At 60.7% G+C, this 19,333-nt stretch carries 21 protein-coding genes; 10 read left to right on the top strand and 11 right to left on the bottom strand.

Translation table 11 applies throughout. The annotated features are described in order from the left end of the window. Window positions 1-166 precede the first annotated feature (166 nt). Genes ABAC402_RS25145 through ABAC402_RS41080 form a run of 5 tightly spaced genes read left to right on the top strand, consistent with a single transcriptional unit; the run spans window position 167 to window position 2,114 of the window. Complete coding sequence (locus ABAC402_RS25145; protein WP_155847315.1) at window positions 167-649, top strand: DUF6491 family protein; 483 nt, start codon at window positions 167-169, stop codon at window positions 647-649. Further along, window positions 646-1,086: a DUF6491 family protein gene (locus tag ABAC402_RS25150; RefSeq protein WP_023448438.1), complete on the top strand. Its 441-nt coding sequence runs from the start codon at window positions 646-648 to the stop codon at window positions 1,084-1,086. The genes ABAC402_RS25145 and ABAC402_RS25150 overlap by 4 nt, the downstream gene beginning before the upstream one ends. A gap of 12 nt (window positions 1,087-1,098) precedes the next feature. Further along, window positions 1,099-1,512 (top strand): hypothetical protein, encoded by a 414-nt coding sequence (locus ABAC402_RS25155; RefSeq protein WP_023448439.1) that lies wholly within the window; start codon window positions 1,099-1,101, stop codon window positions 1,510-1,512. A 20-nt stretch (window positions 1,513-1,532) separates the two neighbouring features. Continuing rightward, a complete protein-coding gene (locus tag ABAC402_RS25160) occupies window positions 1,533-1,925 on the top strand; it encodes a DUF6491 family protein (protein ID WP_023448440.1) in 393 nt (130 codons plus the stop codon). Between the two features lie 60 nt (window positions 1,926-1,985). Next, a complete protein-coding gene (locus tag ABAC402_RS41080) occupies window positions 1,986-2,114 on the top strand; it encodes a hypothetical protein (RefSeq protein ID WP_023448441.1) in 129 nt (42 codons plus the stop codon). A gap of 75 nt (window positions 2,115-2,189) precedes the next feature. Here ABAC402_RS41080 and lepA read toward each other — a convergent pair whose 3' ends face one another. Both lepA and ABAC402_RS25170 read right to left on the bottom strand, forming a co-directional pair. Further along, on the bottom strand, window positions 2,190-3,992 hold the full coding sequence (lepA, locus tag ABAC402_RS25165) for a translation elongation factor 4 (protein ID WP_023448442.1): 1,803 nt from the start codon (window positions 3,990-3,992) through the stop codon (window positions 2,190-2,192). Window positions 3,993-4,103: 111 nt separating this feature from the next. Beyond that, window positions 4,104-4,664: a fasciclin domain-containing protein gene (locus tag ABAC402_RS25170; RefSeq protein ID WP_023448443.1), complete on the bottom strand. Its 561-nt coding sequence runs from the start codon at window positions 4,662-4,664 to the stop codon at window positions 4,104-4,106. A gap of 156 nt (window positions 4,665-4,820) precedes the next feature. Between ABAC402_RS25170 and ABAC402_RS25175 the strand changes: the two genes are divergently transcribed. Then, complete coding sequence (locus ABAC402_RS25175) at window positions 4,821-6,251, top strand: S41 family peptidase (RefSeq protein ID WP_023448444.1); 1,431 nt, start codon at window positions 4,821-4,823, stop codon at window positions 6,249-6,251. Window positions 6,252-6,412: 161 nt separating this feature from the next. Next, window positions 6,413-6,907 carry a hypothetical protein gene (locus ABAC402_RS25180; protein WP_031235231.1) on the top strand — a complete coding sequence of 165 codons (495 nt, stop codon included), beginning with the start codon at window positions 6,413-6,415 and terminating at the stop codon, window positions 6,905-6,907. Window positions 6,908-7,268: 361 nt separating this feature from the next. On the opposite strand, the gene ABAC402_RS25185 is transcribed toward ABAC402_RS25180, so the two are convergent. Next, on the bottom strand, window positions 7,269-8,498 hold the full coding sequence (locus ABAC402_RS25185; protein WP_023448446.1) for an SGNH/GDSL hydrolase family protein: 1,230 nt from the start codon (window positions 8,496-8,498) through the stop codon (window positions 7,269-7,271). Window positions 8,499-8,651: 153 nt separating this feature from the next. Between ABAC402_RS25185 and ABAC402_RS25190 the strand changes: the two genes are divergently transcribed. After that, a complete protein-coding gene (locus ABAC402_RS25190) occupies window positions 8,652-10,283 on the top strand; it encodes a M28 family metallopeptidase (RefSeq protein ID WP_023448447.1) in 1,632 nt (543 codons plus the stop codon). A 15-nt stretch (window positions 10,284-10,298) separates the two neighbouring features. On the opposite strand, the gene ABAC402_RS0119835 is transcribed toward ABAC402_RS25190, so the two are convergent. Together ABAC402_RS0119835 and ABAC402_RS0119840 are read right to left on the bottom strand one after the other, a co-directional pair. Then, window positions 10,299-10,637, bottom strand: a complete 339-nt coding sequence (locus ABAC402_RS0119835) for a hypothetical protein (RefSeq protein ID WP_031235232.1) — start codon at window positions 10,635-10,637, stop codon at window positions 10,299-10,301. 9 nt (window positions 10,638-10,646) lie between these two features. Beyond that, window positions 10,647-10,976 (bottom strand): hypothetical protein, encoded by a 330-nt coding sequence (locus tag ABAC402_RS0119840; RefSeq protein ID WP_031235233.1) that lies wholly within the window; start codon window positions 10,974-10,976, stop codon window positions 10,647-10,649. A 216-nt stretch (window positions 10,977-11,192) separates the two neighbouring features. On the opposite strand from ABAC402_RS0119840, the gene ABAC402_RS25195 reads away from it, so the two are divergent. Beyond that, a complete protein-coding gene (locus ABAC402_RS25195; RefSeq protein WP_023448450.1) occupies window positions 11,193-11,813 on the top strand; it encodes a DUF1134 domain-containing protein in 621 nt (206 codons plus the stop codon). On the opposite strand, the gene ABAC402_RS25200 is transcribed toward ABAC402_RS25195, so the two are convergent. From ABAC402_RS25200 to ABAC402_RS25210, 3 genes are read right to left on the bottom strand one after another with little or no spacing between them, the layout of a single operon-like run. Next, window positions 11,808-12,821: an oxidoreductase gene (locus ABAC402_RS25200; RefSeq protein ID WP_023448451.1), complete on the bottom strand. Its 1,014-nt coding sequence runs from the start codon at window positions 12,819-12,821 to the stop codon at window positions 11,808-11,810. The two genes, ABAC402_RS25195 and ABAC402_RS25200, sit on opposite strands and share 6 nt — an antisense overlap. Next, a complete protein-coding gene (locus tag ABAC402_RS25205; RefSeq protein WP_023448452.1) occupies window positions 12,818-13,843 on the bottom strand; it encodes a Gfo/Idh/MocA family oxidoreductase in 1,026 nt (341 codons plus the stop codon). Before ABAC402_RS25205 ends, ABAC402_RS25200 begins: the two co-directional genes overlap by 4 nt. Further along, window positions 13,836-14,471: a TIGR02466 family protein gene (locus ABAC402_RS25210; RefSeq protein ID WP_023448453.1), complete on the bottom strand. Its 636-nt coding sequence runs from the start codon at window positions 14,469-14,471 to the stop codon at window positions 13,836-13,838. The genes ABAC402_RS25205 and ABAC402_RS25210 overlap by 8 nt, the downstream gene beginning before the upstream one ends. Window positions 14,472-14,616: 145 nt before the next feature. On the opposite strand from ABAC402_RS25210, the gene ABAC402_RS25215 reads away from it, so the two are divergent. Further along, entirely contained in the window at window positions 14,617-16,731 is a 2,115-nt protein-coding gene (locus ABAC402_RS25215) for a glycoside hydrolase family 97 protein (protein WP_023448454.1), read from the top strand. Between the two features lie 106 nt (window positions 16,732-16,837). Here ABAC402_RS25215 and ABAC402_RS25220 read toward each other — a convergent pair whose 3' ends face one another. From ABAC402_RS25220 to ABAC402_RS25225, 3 genes are read right to left on the bottom strand one after another with little or no spacing between them, the layout of a single operon-like run. Then, the gene (locus ABAC402_RS25220) at window positions 16,838-17,362 is read right to left on the bottom strand and encodes a DUF805 domain-containing protein (protein WP_023448455.1); all 525 of its coding nucleotides are present in this window, start codon (window positions 17,360-17,362) and stop codon (window positions 16,838-16,840) included. A gap of 48 nt (window positions 17,363-17,410) precedes the next feature. Continuing rightward, window positions 17,411-18,238: a M23 family metallopeptidase gene (locus tag ABAC402_RS0119845; protein ID WP_031235234.1), complete on the bottom strand. Its 828-nt coding sequence runs from the start codon at window positions 18,236-18,238 to the stop codon at window positions 17,411-17,413. 2 nt (window positions 18,239-18,240) lie between these two features. Next, entirely contained in the window at window positions 18,241-19,179 is a 939-nt protein-coding gene (locus ABAC402_RS25225) for a hypothetical protein (RefSeq protein WP_023448458.1), read from the bottom strand. Window positions 19,180-19,333: the final 154 nt, after the last annotated feature.

Raw genomic sequence — 19,333 nt, forward strand, 5'->3', positions numbered from 1 at the left:
AAACAGCTGTACCGACGCATTCCAGTAGCCAGGTGAAATTGCGATCGCGGCGGATGTTGTGAGACGGGCCCTTTTCAAAAAACCTATGACGACTCTTTAACCACGGCGTTCATCCACCGTTCAGGCGAGCGGGCGTAGCGTCACATGCAAAGTAAGGGATAGTGACATGAAACGCGTTCTTATGGTCTGCACCTGCGCTGCCACCTTGGCGCTGACAGCCATTGCGGCCGTCAGCGTGTCCTATGCCGGCTCGGCCCGTCCCGGCGACGATAGCCGCCAACTGACCCGCAATCGCAGCCAGTGTTTCGATCCCGACTTCGTCCGCAGCTATCAGACCCTCAACGATCACAAGGTCATCGTCACATCGGACCGCAATGAGGCCTTTGAACTGACACTGGGTGGGGTGTGTATCGGGCTGGATACCAGCTTCCAGATCGGCATCCGCTCGCGTCACGGCTTCAGTGATATCTGCGGTCCGTTCGATGGTGAGATCGTCTGGAGCGACGGCCTGCGTGGCCTGCAGTCGTGCCCGATAACCGCAATGCGTCACCTCGAAGGCGAGGACGCGGCGCCCTATGTCCGTGGCAAGCGGTCGGACGAGCGTAGCGACAGGCGTTCGGAAGACGGCAAATCACAAGAGGAATCATGACCATGAAGATTCGAAAGCCCCTCGGTTTCACCATTGCCGGCCTTGGCGCCGGCATGTTGGCCGTAACCCTGGTCTCGACGAGCCAGGCTGGCCCTTCCGATGACCGTCGCTCTGCCGATCGTGAAGTCCGTGGTGAGCGCGTGACCCCGCGCTGCCTGGACGGCGACAATGTCGGCCGGACTCACGTCGTCGATCAGAACACGCTTCTGGTCTACGACCGATTTGACAATGCGTACAAGCTGGACGTCGGCGGTCCCTGCCGCAGCATGAATGACATGTCCGTAATCGGTTTCGAATTCAACGGTTCGACGCAAATCTGCCGCGCCCACGACGCCATGCTGTTGCGCCATGAGCCGCCCAGCAGCATGGTTACACGCTGCCTGATCAATGGCATTCAGCCGCTGACCCGCGAAGAAGCGGCCGAATTGGATAATTAAGGGGTAAATATCATGAAGTTTCCGAAACTGGACAGAGTCGGCTGGGCCTTCCCGATGGTACTCGGTGTCGCTGTGGTCGGCACGGCCTTTGCCTTTGCCGCATCAGGCAGCCTGGCGCGTGAGGACTCTGATAAGCCGTCGGCCGCGCGCTGTGTATCGACTCCGCTGGAAACCAGCGACATCGTCGACCGAAAGACCCTCTATATTGAGGATCGTTCCGGCAACGCCGCCATCCTCACGATGAGCAATGGCTGCTTGACGCAAGGTGAACCGGTCGGGTTCGAGTTTTTCGGTGGGAGCCAGATTTGCAAGCCGATCGATGCCAATGTCACCGGCGGCATAAGCAGTGCCGTCCCGCTGCGCTGCATGGTCAAGTCTGTCCAGCTTTTGACACGCGAGGAAGCGAAAGACTACCGTTCGCGGTGATTGGGTGCAGGAGCACATATATGCGCAAACTCGTATTGGGCCTTGCTGGGGTGGCTGCCGCGGCGGCTGTTTTGACAGGCGGGGTGCTGGCGAAGGACGAAGATCGCGGCCGTGGTGTGTCGGCCGATAGATGCGTGGCGCGTCCACTCGATCAGACCAAGATCATCGATGAAAAGACCCTGTACATCGACGACCGCAGCGGGCGGGCCGTTCTGTTGCATATGTCAGGGGCTTGTCTGCATGACCGCCACGAGGCGATCGGTCTGGAGTTTTCCGGTGGCATGTCGCGCATCTGCGATCCGTTGGATGTCGATGTAACCGGGTCAGTGATGACCATGCCGTCGCGCTGTATCATTGCTTCGGTCGAGGCCCTTACGCCCGCACAGGCCAAAAGCTATCGCCAGATGCGGTGACCTTGCCGATGCCAGCCGCAAGGATTGGGTTGTCGCGCGGCCAGTGTGGAGGGCCGGAACATGCGCAAGGTTTTTCTGGTGATCGGCGGCATCGACAACTCGATACCGGTGATGTGCTCCGTCACCAAGGTCGAACGGCTCAGCCGAACTGAAGCGGAATCCCGTGCACCCAATCACGGGCCGTGGTGATTTCTTAACTTCGCCACAGTGCCTGATGGCGGGGACCGTGAAGGATATGGACGGTTAAGTCCGGATTGACTTTGCTCAGTCGTTGTCCATCTTGAGCGCAGCGATGAAGGCTTCCTGCGGGATTTCGACGCGGCCGAACTGCCGCATCTTCTTCTTGCCTTCCTTCTGCTTTTCCAGAAGTTTCTTTTTGCGCGTCGCGTCGCCGCCGTAACACTTGGCGGTCACGTCTTTACGCAAGGCTCGGACGGTTTCGCGCGCGATGATGCGGCCGCCGATGGCCGCCTGGATCGGGATGACGAACAGGTGCTGGGGGATCAGGTCCTTCATCTTCTCGCACATACCGCGGCCGCGCATTTCGGCCCGGTCGCGGTGGACCAGCATGCTGAGCGCATCGACCGGTTCGGCATTGACCAGGATCGACATCTTGACCAGATCGCCTTCGCGATAGTCCTCGATGGTATAATCAAAGCTGGCATAGCCCTTCGACACCGACTTCAGGCGATCGTAGAAGTCGAACACGACTTCGTTTAACGGAAGATTATAGACCACCATGGCGCGGTTGCCGACGTAGGAGAGGTCGACCTGCACGCCACGGCGGTCCTGGCAGAGCTTGATAATCGCGCCGAGATAGTCGTCCGGGCAGAAGATGGTCGCCTTGATCCACGGTTCTTCGATGTGCTCGATATAGACCGGATCGGGCATGTCGGCCGGGTTGTGAAGTTCGATAACTTCGCCCTTGTTCAGGTGGATCTTGTAAACCACCGAAGGCGCCGTGGCGATCAGGTCGAGATTAAACTCGCGCGTCAGGCGCTCCTGGATGATTTCCAGGTGCAGCAGCCCCAGAAACCCGCAACGGAAGCCGAAGCCGAGCGCGGCGGAGGTTTCCATTTCGAAGCTGAAGCTGGCATCGTTCAGACGCAGCCGGCCCATGGCAGCACGCAGATCTTCGAAGTCGGCGGCATCGACCGGGAAAATACCGCAGAAGACGACGGGCTGGACTTCCTTGAAGCCCGTCAGTGCCTTGTCGGTCGGCTTGCGTTCGTCGGTGATGGTGTCGCCGACGGCGGCGTCGGAGACTTCCTTGATCTGGGCAGTGAAAAAGCCGATTTCACCCGGCCCGAGACTGGCAGTATCGGTGGCCTTGGGGAAGAAGACGCCCAGCTTGTCGATCTTGTAGGTGGCGCCGGCGTTCATCAGCTTGACTTGCTGGCCTGGCTTCATAATGCCGTCGAAGATCCGCACCAGCACGACGACGCCGAGATAGGCGTCGTACCAGGCATCGACCAGCAACGCCTTCAGCGGCGCGGAGGCGTCGCCCTTGGGTGGCGGCAGGCGTTTGACGATGGCTTCCAGGACGTCCTCGATGCCGAGGCCGGACTTGGCTGAAGCCAGAACCGCTTCGGAAGCATCGATGCCGATAACATCTTCGATCTGGGCGCGGACTCTTTCGGGCTCGGCGGCCGGCAGGTCGATCTTGTTAAGGACCGGAACGATTTCGTGGTTGTTGTCGATGGCCTGGTAGACATTGGCCAGGGTCTGGGCTTCGACGCCCTGGGAGGCATCGACGACCAGGATCGAGCCTTCGCAGGCGGCAAGCGACCGCGACACTTCGTAGGCGAAATCGACGTGGCCCGGCGTGTCCATCAGGTTCAGGATATAGGTCTTGCCGTCATGGGCCTTGTAGTTGAGACGAACGGTTTGGGCCTTGATGGTGATACCGCGCTCACGCTCGATATCCATGTTGTCGAGCACCTGCTCCTTCATCTCACGCGCGGTGAGACCGCCGGTGTACTGAATCAAGCGGTCGGACAGGGTGGACTTGCCGTGGTCGATATGGGCGACGATGGAGAAGTTACGGATAAGCGAGAGATCGGTCATGGGCTGCGCGATAGCATGATGCGGCTGGAGAGGGAAGGCCGGGCGGAAAGTAGCCGGCAAAAAGCCCGAAACCTTTCGGTTTCGGGCTGTAGCGCACGCGCTTTTCTAAGCTTACTTGGGCAACACGACCTTGTCGATGACATGGATGATGCCGTTCTTTTGCTTCAGATCGGTCGCCGTAACGGTCGATACGCCGCCGGATTCGTCCGTCAGTTTGACAGAGCCGTGCACCAGCGTGGCAGTCAGGGTGTCGCCGCTGACGGTTGTGAAGGCGTAGCTGCCGCCATGCGCATTGATCGCGGCGATCAGATCGGCCGCCGTCACCTTACCTGCGACGACGTGGTAGGTCAGCACCTTGGTCAGGGTCGCCTTGTTCTCCGGCTTCAGCAGGGTATTCACTGTGCCGGTGGGCAAGGCCGCGAAGGCGGCATTTGTCGGCGCAAAGACGGTGAAGGGGCCTGCGCCAGACAGGGTTTCGACCAGGCCGGCGGCTTTGACCGCCGCGACGAGGGTACTAAAATCGGGGTTGGCAGCGGCGGCTTCAACAATCGTCGTCTTGGCCATCGCGTATCCGCCTTCACTGTGGCTGCCCGCCATGGCGGGCACGGAAAAAGCCGTAGCGCCGAAAATCAGGGCAGCGGTCAGCGCCCGCAGGACGTTGCGGTTGGTCATGAGTCGTCTCCATTGGATTGAAAATGCGAAAGGGTGTTGAGAAGCGCTTCTGGTAAAGTGTACGCTGGCAGAACTGACTTGGATCGCAGGCGGCGGCTGGGCGCGACAATCCGGTTGGCTGACGACGTCGTAAGCCTGAAGCAAAGGAGATGTTCTATGGACCGACGTTTGTTTCTCATGGGCGCGGCGGGAGCCGCTGCATCACCGGCATGGGCAGACCCCGTGGCACTGGGCGCCGATCTTCCCCTGTTGCGGCGGATCTATGAGACCCTGCATCCTGGCCTATACCGCTATCAGACGCCGCTGGCTTGGGCGAAGGACTGTGAGGATTTGGCGGCGGCCCTTCGCCGTCCCGCCGATGTCGCGCAGCAGTATCTGGCGCTGTCGCGGCTGGCCGGGCGGGTAAAATGTGGCCATACCTATGCCAACTTCTTCAACCAGTCCAAGGCGATCCGGCGTCGCCTTATTGAGCCCGCCAACAGGCTGCCTTTCCATTTGGTCTGGCTGGGTGACCGGATGGTCGTCACCGGCAATCCGCTGGGTGTGGACGGCATCGCGCGCGGCACGGAGATTCTCACCATTGATGGCGTTGCGGTAAGCCGAATTCGCCGGTCCATGCTGCCTTTGATACGGGCCGACGGTAATAATGACGCCAAACGATGCGCGCTTATGAATGTCCAGGGCGTCGATCGTATCGAAACCTTTGATGTCTATTACCCATTGTTATTCCCGTCCGATCGCCCGGTCTTTAAACTCGGTATCGCGGGGCGGGGACAGGTGTCGGTCGACAAGATCGATCTGGCGACCCGCCAGAAAACCATGCCACCGGGCTATGACGAAACCCGGTCGGACTACTGGAGCCTGATCTGGCGCAAGCCTGCTATCGCCGTCCTCACCATGCCGGGCTGGGCGCTGTACGACGTCACCTGGGATTGGCGTGCGCGGCTGGATGGCATGTTTGAAGAGATGGCCGCCAGGGGCGCGCGCGGGCTTATTGTTGATATCCGCGAGAATGAAGGGGGCGTCGACTGCGGCCATGAGATCATCGCCCGGCTGATCGACACGCCGTTGCCGCTGGATTCCGACTATGAGCGCCGGGTGCGGTTCCGGACCACGCCGGCCGACATAAGTCCGTACCTCGATACCTGGGACCAGTCGTTCGAACGGCTGGGAGAGGGGGCAGAGGACCTAGGCGACGGTTTCTTCCGGCTCAAGGCTGACGAGGAGGGTGTCGCCGTCATTACACCCAGGGGGCCGCGTTTCAAAGGCAAGGTCGTCGTCCTGTCTTCGGCCCAAAACAGTTCGGCGACCTTCCAGTTTATCTCCCTGGTCAAGCGTCACGGCCTGGCGCGGGTGTACGGCCAGACGACCGGTGGCAACCAGCGTGGTATCAATGGCGGCGCCTTTTTCTTTGTGCGACTGCCCAACAGCGGCCTGGAAATCGATCTGCCGTTGATCGGCACGTTTCCAAAAACGCCAAGGCCGGATGCCGGCCTCGAGCCGGATGTCTTCGTGGAACCATCGCTGCAGGACATCGGTTCCGGGCGGGATGCCGTTCTGGAACGAGCGATCGCCGATCTGGCCTGAAGTTGGCTGGGCGACGTGCCGCCGCAATGACCACGGATCGGTCTCTGGCGAGGGCAAAAAAAAGCGCACTTCCGTTTCTCTGATTTTGTACTATCATTCAAATTTCAAAAATTAGAATTCCCGGGCGCACAGCCGGGGATCCATGCAGGGAGACGTGAACTATGCTGAACCGCAGACATTGTATGGCTGGCCTGACAGGGGTGTCGCTGTTCGGATTGGCGGGCCTGGCCCGGGCGGCCGATCCATTGCTGGTCTATGCCGACGGGGTGATGCCGGGCTGGTGGATCGGCGGCTGGGCCGGGAATACGCCTCAGTTTCCGCTGGGCGATCAGAAGCCGGTTGAGATTACCATGGAGGGCTGGAACGTCTTCACCTTCCAGACAGGTAAGCCTTTGGATACGGCGCCCTTCAAGACCCTGACCATCGTGGTGCATGGCGGCGAGACCGGTAAGCAGGAATTCAAGATCTCCGCCAAGCTGGGCGACAAGCAGGTGTCCCAGGAACTTAACGTAAAATGCGTCAAGGGCGAGTGGGGACGGGTCGACATTGCGCTCAGCCGGCTGAAGATCAAAGGGCTGATGGATACCTTGTCCCTGCAGAATAAGTCACCCGACAAGATGGCGCCGTTCTACGTAAACTACGTCCTGTTCCAGTAGATCACCTGTTACGCAGCTTTTGATGGGACCAGGATGGCGTCGACCCCTTGGACGAAGCCTTTTCCTTTTTGACGTCAGGGGGAGTGATGCAGGTCTGAAAGTCACGATCACTTTTGATCGACAAGCTATCATTTGCCGCCGCAGGAGCCCTCAAAGGACCGCCGCCGATGGTGTCCCGGCTGTAACTGTCGCCATGGTCGACGACTTGGGTCTTGTAACTGGGGCAGTGATGTGACGCCGGTCACGAAAGATCAGGAGGACGTAATGCCACTCAGAGGAAAGTCTCGGGCTTTTCTTCGTCTCTGCACCCAAGGGAAGAGGACGAGATCTGGGCGAAGCGAAAGCGACCTTTTTCTTAGGCCTACTTAAACAATTCCAGCGGCACGGCGTCGGCCATGGCCTTGTAACCGGCTTCGGACGGGTGCAGGTGATCACCGCTGTCATAGGCCGGAAGCAACCGGTCGGGCTGGGCCGGGTCGCGCATGGCGGCGTCGAAGTCGATCACCGCATCGAAATTGCCCGGAGTCCGTATCCAGGCATTTATCGCCTGGCGGTCGGCCTCGTTGACTGGCTCCGGATGATAATAGGTGTTGCCGGCATAGGGCATGATGGTGGCGCCATAGACCTTGATCCCTTGGCTGCGCGCCTTGTGGACAAGCTGCGCATAACCCGAAGTCACCTGGGCCACCAGTTCGGCATGAGCCTCCTGCGTTGCGGGCGCATCGCGGGTTAGTGTGCCCAGGTCGTTGACACCCTCCAGAAGGATGACATAGCCGACATTGGGCGGTGACAGGACTTCGCGGTCGAAGCGCGCCAGGGCATTGGGGCCCAGTCCGTCCAGCAGCATGCGGTTGCCGCCGATACCGCCATTCAACACCGGCAGAGGCCGGCCGGCCGCGGCCAGTCGCTTCATCAAGCCGTCGCCCCAGCGGGTGTTGCGATTGTCCTTGACGCCATAGCCGTCGGTGATCGAGTCTCCGAAGGCGACGATCGCCCTTGTCTTCGGTTTTGCGGCGACCTCCAGGCCGGAGATCAGGTACCAGCGTTGAAACACGGTGGCGTCGCTCAGGCTGGCATCGTCGACTCGGTTACCCTTGACCAGATAGGACGGCGTGCGTGCGCCGGGGTGGCCCGTCTGGACCGTTGGCGGCGTGGCGATGTGGAAGCTGATGGCGGTGTCGCTCAGGCCCGGCAGGTCTATGGCCACCGGATCGGACAGGTAGTCGGCGCCAGAGGGAATGGTGACCTTGTCGCGGCCGGCGAACAAGACCTTAACGGTGGTGGCGGTATCGATGGTGGACGTGTCGGGCGTTGCGATGCGGGCAATGCGTACCGAATCGACCGTCAGCGGTTCCTTGCCGTAGACATTCGACAGGCGCAGGCGATAGGCCTTGCCGGGGTAGGTCACGCGCACGACTTGACGCAGGGTGGCGTCGGTCAGCTGCTCCGGCGTCAGGGCGTTGTTGCCTTCGGCGATCATCTGGGAGGAGCCCCAGGCGGCAACCCAATGTTCCTTGTCTTTCGCCAGAACGGGCGGCGCCAAAACCAGACAGGCAGCAAGAGCAAGAGCGGAAAAACGCAGATGGCGCATGGCAGTCCCTGTGACATTATCGTTGGAATTGGTCTGACCTTAAAATGTGTCGGTCGCCCTGACAAGAACGGTTTTGGTTGCATCCGAGAGGATGTCCTTGACACGGCTTCGCGACCTTCTAGCATTCGCTGCCTGAGCTTTCCGGAGGTTTCGATGTTCAAGTCCGTGTTGTTGGCGTCCGCTGCCCTGATCGTCGCCACGCCGTCCCTGGCGCAGTCGATCAGCGCCGCGCGTATCTCCCGCGATATCATGGTCGTTTCCTCCGACGCCTTTGCCGGGCGCGGCATCACCACGCCGGCCGAACAGAAGACGATCGATTACCTCTCAAAGGGCTTTGCTGCGGCGGGTTTCGAGCCGGGCGGACCGGACGGCAAGTGGACGCAGGAAGTGCGCCTGCGCCAGTTCAAGGTCGTCGACCCCAAGGTCAATCTGGCCTTTGCCGATGGAACGAAGCTGGATCTGCGTCAGGGTGAGGAGATCACGGTCTCGACGCGCGGCACCACGTCGGACGTTAGCTTCGACAAGACGCCGATCGTCTTCGTCGGCTATGGCGTTACGGCGCCGGAACGCGGCTGGGATGATTTCAAGGACGTCGACGTCAAGGGCAAGATCATCGTCGTGCTGATCAACGACCCGGATTTTCCCGAGCCGACCCTGAACACCTTCAATGGCAAGGCCATGACCTATTACGGGCGCTGGACCTACAAGTACGAGGAGGCCGCCCGTCGTGGCGCCGCCGGCGTCATGATCATCCATGATGCCGATGCCGCCTCCTATGGCTGGGCGACGGTCAAGAACTCCAACACCGGGCCAAAATTCGATATCGTCCGTCCCGATCCGTCCGCCGCCAGCCCGAAACTGGAATCGTGGATCAGTCTCGATACGGCGCAGAAGCTGTTCGCGGGCTCGGGCCAGGATCTGGGCGCGCTGCGGGTTGCTGCGCGGTCTAAGGATTTCCGGCCGGTCGAACTGAGCGCCACCTTGAACGGCAGCTACACGGTCGACTCGACCGAGATCGTCACGCACAACGTTATCGCACGTCTGCCGGGGGCGACGCGGCCGCAGGAGACTGTTATCCTGGGCGGCCATTGGGACCACCTGGGCGTTGGCAAGCCGGACGCCAATGGCGATGCGATCTTCAATGGCGCTGTCGACAACGGCACTGGCATCGCCGCGCTTCTGGAGTTGGCGCGCGCCTTCGGCAAGGCACCAAAGCCGCAGCGCAGCGTGGTGCTGATTGCCTTTACCGCCGAGGAAAGCGGGCTTCTGGGCTCGGAATACTATGCCAGCAATCCTGTCTATCCGCTGAGCCAGACGGTGGCCGGCATCAATATGGACGCACTCAATGTCAATGGGCGCACAAGGGACCTGGAAGTCACCGGAGCCGGTCAGTCGTCCCTGGAGGACCTGTTAAAGCTTTACGCGGCCGGGCAGGGGCGGACGTTGACGCCGGACCAGACCCCGGAAGCCGGTTTCTTTTTCCGCTCGGACCACTTCCCCCTGGCCAAGCGCGGCGTACCGATGCTGTACGCGGCGTCGGGCAAGGACATGGTCAAGGGTGGCGTGGCGGCCGGCGAGGCCTTCGACAAGGACTATGTCGAGAAGCGTTACCATCAGCCGGACGACGAATGGTCGGCGCGGTGGGATCTGTCCGGGATGGTTGAAGATGTGACGCTCTACTATCAGATGGGCCGCGCCTTGGCGAATTCCGATATGTGGCCGACCTGGCGCGATACGTCGGAGTTCAAGGCGGCGCGCGACAAGACGGCGGCGGAGCGGAAGTAGCCGGCAGCCGTGCCCTCAGTAGGCCACGAGACAGATGTCGCCTGCCATGCGCGGATACCCGCTTTGCGCGTTAAGAATGAAGGCAGCGGACGGAATTGCGACAAGCAAAAGCGGCGCCATCACCCAGCCGATCCGCCGCCTGTAAATGGCGACATAAACCGCGCAGCTGAAAATCAGAATGGCATGAACCGCTATGTTTACGAACTCAAGCGCGCTGTAACGCTCGCAATAGCCTCGATAGCCGATTAGCCAGGGGCCGATCACCAACATACTTGGAATCAGAAGATAAGTTGCAACTATCACCCAAAAGGCCGGGATGGGGGCTTTCGGCAATTTTCCGAATGTTCGGTCCATGTGTTGATCCTAGGCAATTCCGCATCCGGAATGACCGACGTGGACTGGTATTGAGACGTAGGCTGTCGCGATTCCGGTTATGGACATGAGGTTCAGGGCGAGCCAGACAAGCAAGGGAATTGTCCAAATCAAGCGGTGTCTGGCAAATACCGCAATCATCCCGATCATGGCGATCCCGGCCAGACACAAGACAAGGCCTGCGACCGTCTCCAAAGTCAGGCCGGCGCAGAAAATAGATGAGCGTACGAAGACGAGGCCGGCGCCGAACCCGTAGGCAGCCATCAGCAAAATAACGGGGGGAACCGGAGATGTGCGCGGCGGTCCGAATGTTCTGTCCATATTGACGCCCCCAAGGATGGCTTGAGCATGACATAGATGGTTATCGCTGTCTAACCGCCGTTCACCATTGGGGCGAATTGCGGCGGGACCTCGCCTCAATCGCGACACAGGGCGCTGTCAATGTTCATCTAACGGGATGGGCGCGTAAGGATTTATTGGTAAATCATACCTTAAACATACGGCGACCGATCCCTTGTCCTGTCAGGAGAGTCGCTTATGCAGCGCCGTCATTTCATCGCCGCCGGTATGGCTGTTTCCACTGCTTCGCTGATTCCCGGTCTGGTCTACGCTCAGGATGGCGTCGTCGAAGCCACGCCTGAACCTGCACCCGAAAGCGAAGGCAAGGCCAACACCTATAGCCGCGACGAAATTCTCGCGGCCGGTTCCGACTTTTTGGGCGTCACAGTCGAAGCGCTGGGCGGGGCGCTGGAGAAGATCTTTGCCGACTATGGTGAGCATCCGACGGCCTATATCGCCGGCGAAGAAGCTTCGGGCGCCGTTGGCGTCGGGGTGCGCTATGGCAAGGGTAACCTGTTCATGAAGGCAACGCCCGATCCGGTACACCTGTACTGGCAGGGGCCGTCGATCGGTTTCGACACCGGCGCCAATGCGTCGCGGGTCTTCTCGCTGGTCTATAACTTGCGCGAACCTATCTATATGTATCGCCGTTTCCCTGGCGTCGAAGGTTCGGCCTATTTCATCGGCGGGCTGGGTGTCACCTATCAACGCGCCGAGGGGATTGTGCTGACGCCAATTCGCGCGGGGGTCGGGTTCCGGCTGGGCGCCAGTATCGGTTATATGAGCTTCTCGAAGAAGCGTCGTATTCTGCCTCTATAGGTCGACGCGGCACCCTTCGCGGGCACTGCGCAAGCCGGCTTCGATCACGCGCATGACCTGCAAAGCATCGCTGGCCGGAACCGGATTGGGCTCAGCCTTGTCGATAGCACGGGCAATGGCCCGGTAGTAGGCGAGGTAGTTTCCGGGTGTGCTGGTTATCAATTCTATCTTTCCGGAAATATCGATTAGATGGCTGTCACGGTCATCGCCCCAACCGTCGTCGCCCGGTGTGCGGCCGGCTTTCAGCATATCTTCTTGCGGATCCATACCGTACTTGACGAAGGCGCCTTGGCTGCCCTGAACCTCGAAGGCCGGGCCAACAGCCAATGTCAGCATGCTGGAATGCAGGATCACGCGCAGCGGACCATAGAACAAAGTGACGTGGAAGAAGTCGTCAGTCCGGGCGCCGGGACGCTGGTTGGCGATATCGGCCGAAATGGCCTCCGGCCAGCCGAACAGGGTCAGGGCCTGGTCGACAAGGTGTGAGCCCAGGTCGAACCAGATACCCGAACCCGGACCGTCGCGTTCGCGCCAGCGGTCACGGACTTCGGGGCGCCAGCGGTCATAGCGCAACACCGCCTGGTAGATGTCGCCAAGCCGGTCACGAATGCGGTTGAAGGTGAGAAAGTTGCTGTCCCAGCGACGGCAGTGAAACACCGACAGCAGTCGCCGGGCACCTTCCGCGTGTCTGATCAGCGCTTCGGCTTCAACCACATCCAGACAGAAGGGTTTATCGATGACGACATGCTTGCCGGCGTCCAGCGCCGCATGGGCCTGGGGGGCGTGCCGGTCGTTGGGCGTGGCGATAACCATCAGGTCGATCGACGGATCGCCGAGTGCGTCTTCAAAGGTGGATACGCGCATCCCCGGGAAGTCGGCATGAACGTCAAGAGGGCGAGACGACACGATGGCGGTCAGATCCAAACCCTCGGCTGCGCGGATCATGGGTGTATGGAGGGTCTTGCCGGCATAACCGTAGCCGACCAGAGCGGTGCGCACCACGGTCATACTTCCAGCCTGCGGCCTTCGCGGGCGCTTACAAAACCCAGGTCAAGCAGGTGCTGGACCAGAAGTGTCTCCTCGATCGCCACCGGCGGAGAGGCGCCGTCGCGGATGGCGGCGACCATGGCCGGATAGAAGGCGCGATAATTGCCGGGCCCGGCGACGATGTTGTATGTGGTTCCGGCCGTCTCACCTTCAGCGGGTGTGAATTGCGCCAAAACCGGTATCGGGCTGTCGGCGCCTGGCACTTCACCGGTCTTAAGCACGGCTTCCTGAATGTCCTCGCCATATCGGACCAGGCTGCCGGCCGAACCGTGAATTGTGATGACCGGCGCCGGCGCCGGAGTGATCATGCAGGCGCGCAAGGTAACGCGGAAACCGCCATACCCGAGGATGACATGGAAGGTGTCGTCGACGACTGCGCCGGGCCGTTGCGCAAAGATGTCGGCCATGATCGTCTGCGGCCGGCCGAACAGATGGACGGCCTGGTCGACCAGGTGCGAACCGAGATTGAGCCAGATTCCGGAACCCGGTCGGGCCTTGTCTCCCCAGCGCGCCGGGTTGACCTGTCGCAATCTGTCGTAGGCAAGAGTAGCGTCGCTGATCGTGCCGAAAGCCTTGTCTTTCAGTAGTTTTTGGGCGGTAAGGATATGGCTGTCCCAACGCCGGTTCTGGAAGGCAGTGACGATTCGCCCGGTTCGGCGGGCGTGGTCAGCTATGCCTTGCGCCTCGGTGCTGTCGATGGCGAAGGGCTTGTCAATAACCACGTGCGCACCGCCGTCGAGCGACTGATGGGCCAGCACGGCGTGGGTGTCGTTGGGCGTGCAGATCACCACCAGGTCGATGCCGCCCTGGGCCAGGGCAGCGCTTAAGTCAGGATAAACATGTGTTCCAGGCCAGTCCCTGGCGATCTCGTCGTGTCGGCGGGTGACGATTCCGGCAACCTCCAGGCCTTCGCTTACGGCTATGAGCGGCGCGTGAATGATCCTTGCGCCGAAGCCGTAGCCAACGAGCAGGACCCTAAGCATAGTTGAAACTGATCGAGATACGGGGCTCTTCGCTAAGGTTCATAAGCACCTCATGGCGCAGCCAGCTTTCCCATAGCAGCAGCGTGCCGCGCACGGGCTGGAAGGTGGCAAAATTCTGGCGGTCGATCCGGCTGGACGTAAGGCGCAGGGGCGCGGCCATCATCTGGGGCAGGCGCGGGTCTTCGAACCGGATAGCACTGGCGCCCGGAGGGATCGAAACATAAAAGGTCCCGGAGACGGCACAGTGCGGATGCACATGGCCGCTGTGGGCGCCATACTGGTCGAGGATATTGACCCACATCGACACCAGTTTGAGCTTGCGGTTGCTGAGATCGAGCTCGACCTGGGTGGCAAAGCTATTGACGTGGATGTCGAGCTGACGCTTCAGTTCCTCAAACACCGTGGCGTGCCTGGATATATCCTCCACCGAGCCGTAGGAGGTGTAGCCGAGATAGCTGTGTTTCTGGCACCAGTCCTGGCCGGTGACATCGTCGTCGGCGACACCGCGGCAGGCGTCTTCCAGTTCGTCGATCTTGTCATTGAACCCGGCGATGCCGGTCAAGTCAGCTTTGTAGATTTCGGTAACGAACAACCGCGACAAGTTGGGCGATAGGGTAATGTCGGTCATAACTCTAACTATGCGCAAAGCCGTGGACAGGGCAAGACCGGAAAACGGGAGGCGGAATACGTATTCATGTCGCCGGGGTCTATGGCGGCTGCCCGTGATGGACTATCCCTGTAAAAAAACAAGCTTTCGTACAGAGGAAATTCCCATGCCGTCATTCCGTCGTCTTCCGGCGTTCACCCTTGCCGTGACCGTGATCGGGGCATTTGCGGCAGCCGGTGCTGTGGCGCAGGACACCGCTCCGGCTGCTGACGTATCGCAAAGCTCCCAGGCCGCGCCGAAGTACCAGACCGTTGCTTCGGCTGATTCGCCGGACAAGGTGCTGCATGTCGATGTCTTGCTGACGACGGACGGCAACCTGTCCTATCAGGTCTTGCGCAACGGGGAGGTCGTGATCGAACCGTCGCGGCTGGGTTTCATTCTGGCCAATGCCCCCAAGCTTGACCGCTATTTCGTTTTCGACAAGAGCGCCACCAGCAGCCACGATGACACATGGGAACTGCCATGGGGCGAACGCAGGCACGCCCGCAACCGCTATACGGAGTTGCGCGTCGATGTTGCCCAGCCGACCTGGGACAATCGCAAGATGGCGGTTGTTTTCCGCATCTATGACGACGGTGTTGGCTTCCGTTACGAGTTCCCGGATCAGGCGCAACTGGCCAAGGTCGAGATCATGGACGAACTGACCGAGTTTGCCGTGGCCGATCCGGCCACCGCCTGGTGGAACGTCGCCGGTGAGTGGAACCGCGAGGAGTATATCTACAAGGAAACGCCGCTAAACCAGGTCAGCGAAGCCCAGAGTCCGATGACGTTGAAAACCGACAAGGGCGTCTATATCTCGTTCCACGAGGCAGCCCTTGTTGACTATGCCGGCTACTGGCTGCGCCGCGTTGATGGTCAGCGCCTGAAGACTCGTCTGGCGCCGTCGGCCATGGGGGCACCGGTCGTGCGTCAAGCGCCGTTTACGACGCCATGGCGGACCCTGCAGATCACGCAGTCCGCCCCGGCGCTCTATAACGGCTCCGACCTGATTCTGAACCTGAACGAACCGAACAGGCTGGGCGACGTGTCGTGGGTGAAGCCGTACAAATATGTCGGTATCTGGTGGGGCATGCACCTCAACAAATGGACATGGGAGGCCGGCCCGCGTCACGGGGCAACGACTGAAAACACCAAGGCCTATATCGACTTCGCCGCCCGGAATGGCTTCCGCGGGGTCCTGGTCGAGGGTTGGAACAAGGGCTGGGAGGACTGGTTCGGCAAAGGTTTCAACTTCTCCTTCACGCAACCCTATCCCGACTTCGACCTCGCGGCCATCTCGGCCTATGGTCTGAAGAGGGGGGTGCACCTGGTTGGGCACCATGAAACCTCAGGCAATGTCGCCGTCTATGAACCGCAAATGGTCGACGGCTTCAAGCTGTACCAGAGGTACAAGGTTGACTCAGTCAAGACCGGTTATGTCGCCGATGCCGGCGGAGCCCGGGTCACCGCGCCGGACGGCAGCGTGCGCTACGCCTGGAACGACAGCCAGGAAATGGTGCGGCACTACCTGCTGACCGTCACCGAGGCCGCCAAGTACCATATCGCTGTCAATCCGCATGAGCCGATCAAGGACACCGGTCTGCGCCGGACCTACCCGAACTGGGTGTCGCGCGAAGGCCAGCGCGGCATGGAATACAATGCCTGGGGCGATCCGCAGAATCCACCGGAGCACGAAGCCAACCTCGTCTTTACCCGGATGCTGTCGGGGCCGATGGATTTCACGCCGGGTATTCTGAGCCTGCAGGGCCAGGGCAAGCCCATCCCGTCGACCCAGGCCAAGCAACTGGCGCTGTATGTCGTCCTATATTCGCCGATCCAGATGGCGGCGGACTTGCCGGAGAACTACGCCAGGTATCCGAAGCCGTTCCAGTTCATCAAGGACGTGCCGGTCGATTGGGAGCAGTCGGTGATGCTGAACGGCGAGATCGGCGACTTCGCCACCATCGCCCGCAAGGACAAGGCATCGGACAACTGGTATGTCGGGGCGGTGACGGATGAACAGGCACGCGATGTCGAGGTGCCGCTGGCTTTCCTCGAGGCCGGCCGCAGCTATACGGCGCAGATCTATCGTGACGGCCCCAATGCCGGCATGGAAGGCGATGCGCGCTTTGACATCGTCATCGAAAGCAAGCCGGTGACGGCGGCGGAAACGCTGAAGATCCGCCTGGCCCCCGGTGGCGGTATGGCGATCCGATTGGTGGCTGGCAAAAAGGCGAAGTGATCAGAAGACGTCCGGTTCGGTCGGCGTCAGGGGTTCCTTTGTCGCCGGCCCATACCGCTTCGAGCCGTCGGTGCCAGGAAGGGCAGGGTTCTTGAGCGCCAGTCGATTAAAAGACGTCCTGACGCGTTTGCCGATTGCGTGGATTGGGAGGACCGTATCGGTTTTCTTCCTTACTGCCCGGCAAGAGTGCCAAGGCGACAATAAGGCCGATGGTGTAGAATCCAAGACCGTTTCCGATCCAATAGAAGCCTGCCCATCGCCCGTATTCGGTCTGGAAATCACTGGAAACGTCAAGATAGTTCGCCACGCCCGCGGCAAGGCTATTGAGGAGCGGGAGTAAAATCGGCAGGGCCGGCCACCATGCCCAACCCAAGTCGTGTAGCCGCTTGACCGCAACCGAAAAGCGCGGCCACATCATCAGGAGCGTGACAAGTCCGGCTGCAGCACTGACGATCATCCAGGACGAATCCGTGACGCCGCGTTGCTGTTGCAAAAGCGGAACGACAATCCACGGCACGGCGAGGAGCATAAGTAGCGCGGGGATTTCGAACAGGGAAAACTGAACGCGCGAGACCCGACCGCGCGTCGAAAAGAAAAACGACCAGAATTTGAATGGTGCTTTTGCGGCCATGGTGCTCCCCTGTCCGGAGGCTAACACCATGGCCGCAACAACTGCAATCTATTCCACCACCGGGCAGTCCGGGCCGGCCAGCTTGCGCTGGTAGGCATCGACCAGAGCCGTGTAGGGCGGGACAAAACTGTTGGCAGCCAAAAGCGTGCCGTCGCCCATGGTTTCGGCCTGAGCGACCCGGATTTCGAAGTGCAGGTGGATGGTGGTCGGGGTGCCGCCCATATTGTTGGACACCAGGCCGATCTTCTGGCCACGCACGACGGACTCTCCCATGGCGACCCGCAAAGACGACGACTGCAGGTGCAGGTAACGGTAGATGCGGTGCGGGCTGGAATTGCCGGTCAGGGCGACCGTATAGGTACCAACCTGGGTGATGACGCCGTCTTCGGCGGCTACCGCCCAATGCGTGTTGGCGGCGCAGGTTGCCGGCCTGATGTCCTGGCCCTGGTGGCCCTGGCCCGTGCTGCAGACGACATTGTTCCACGACCGCGTTTCGCAGAAATTGTCCTGCCATGGATAGCTGTAGTTGGCGGAGGCGCATTGGCCGCCCGAGGGGCCGTTGGAGCCGCCGGCCTTGTAGACCTGGCTATTGGCATAGGCCAATCCGTTGATCGGGAAGCACATGCCCGGCGCCCAGTTGGAAACGTCGGTGTAGCCGGCACCGGACCCGGCTATCAGGTCGCCGGCTGCGTCATGGGGGAAGTCGACCATGGCAACCGAAGACTCGGACGACGAGGACGATTCCGAAGAACTGGAAGTTTCTGACGCCGAAGAGGTGACGCTGCTGCTCGATGAGGTCGAGCCGGAGCCGGTTGGTTCGCAGGCGGTAAGCGCCACCAGCGAGGCCATCAGAATCAGGGAAGCTGTCGTTTTCATGCTCAGTTCCCCTTGGTGATGTTGCTGATGGTTTTGGAGACCTGGTTCAGCCAGTTGTTGTCTTCCTTGATCTGGACCTCGGCCTCTTTCTGGGCTTCGGTGCCCATCGCGACGTCGTCCATCTGAGCGATGACATTACGGATATAGGAGTCGGTCTTGCAGTCCGGGGTATTGACGCTGTCGCAGGAGACATCGATCGAATAGACGACCCCGTAGCGGGTGAAGGTGCCTGTCCAGCCGTCCTCCATCTGGCCGATGCGAACGTCCTCTGCCACGCCGGCGAGACGGGCAAATGGCCGCTTGGACACGGAGCCACTGTCACTGGCCACAAAGCTGCGGTTTCCGTAGACGGTAACCTGGACGCCGTCCCTTTGTGGTTGGGGCATGTTAATGGCATAGGCGTCGCCGAAGGTGACCATCTTGGCCTTGGCGGTGTCAACCACTCCACCTTCGCGCGGCAGAATGACGGGAAGGCGGGTCTTGTTCAGTTCGGGACTTGGCAGGCGGGCCTTCAGGCCGCCGCTGACGCGGGCCTGCTTTTTCATGCGGCCATCCTGATCCATGGCGGCTTGCCAATTGACCTTGGCGGGGGGCATCGGCTTGCGCAGCAGAACTGACTTGCCAGCAACGATATCGCCGCGGAAGGGCTCACGGGTCGCCACAGAGGAATCAACGGGGCGGACGGCCGTCATCGGCTTATCGGTATCGGCTTCGGTCAGCACGGCGCGGTTAAGGGGCTGAGCGGGCGCTGTGGCATCGCTGCCCTGCACAGTTTCGGCCTTTAAATTCTGATAGGCAATCTGCTGGCTCGGCTTTGCGTCTTCCGGCGCCTTGTCCTGAGCATAGGCGGAGAAAAAAACAACGCCGGCACCGAGCACGACAGCTCCGCCTCCGGCGACAAGCGCGATACGCGCAAGTCTGGACTTGTCAGGTTTTGACATTTTGTCGGCACTCCCAATCGCGGGCGCCGTCGCTTTGCCGGCCCCTGAACAGCGTCCTGAACCTACCAGAAGGTTAATCCTTTGTCACCGGGTGGGCGCATGAAAAAGGCCGCCCTGCCGGTGGCGGGGCGGCCCGTAGTAATTACAACGCAGT

This window comes from Asticcacaulis sp. AC402, assembly GCF_000495835.1.
Lineage (GTDB): Bacteria > Pseudomonadota > Alphaproteobacteria > Caulobacterales > Caulobacteraceae > Asticcacaulis.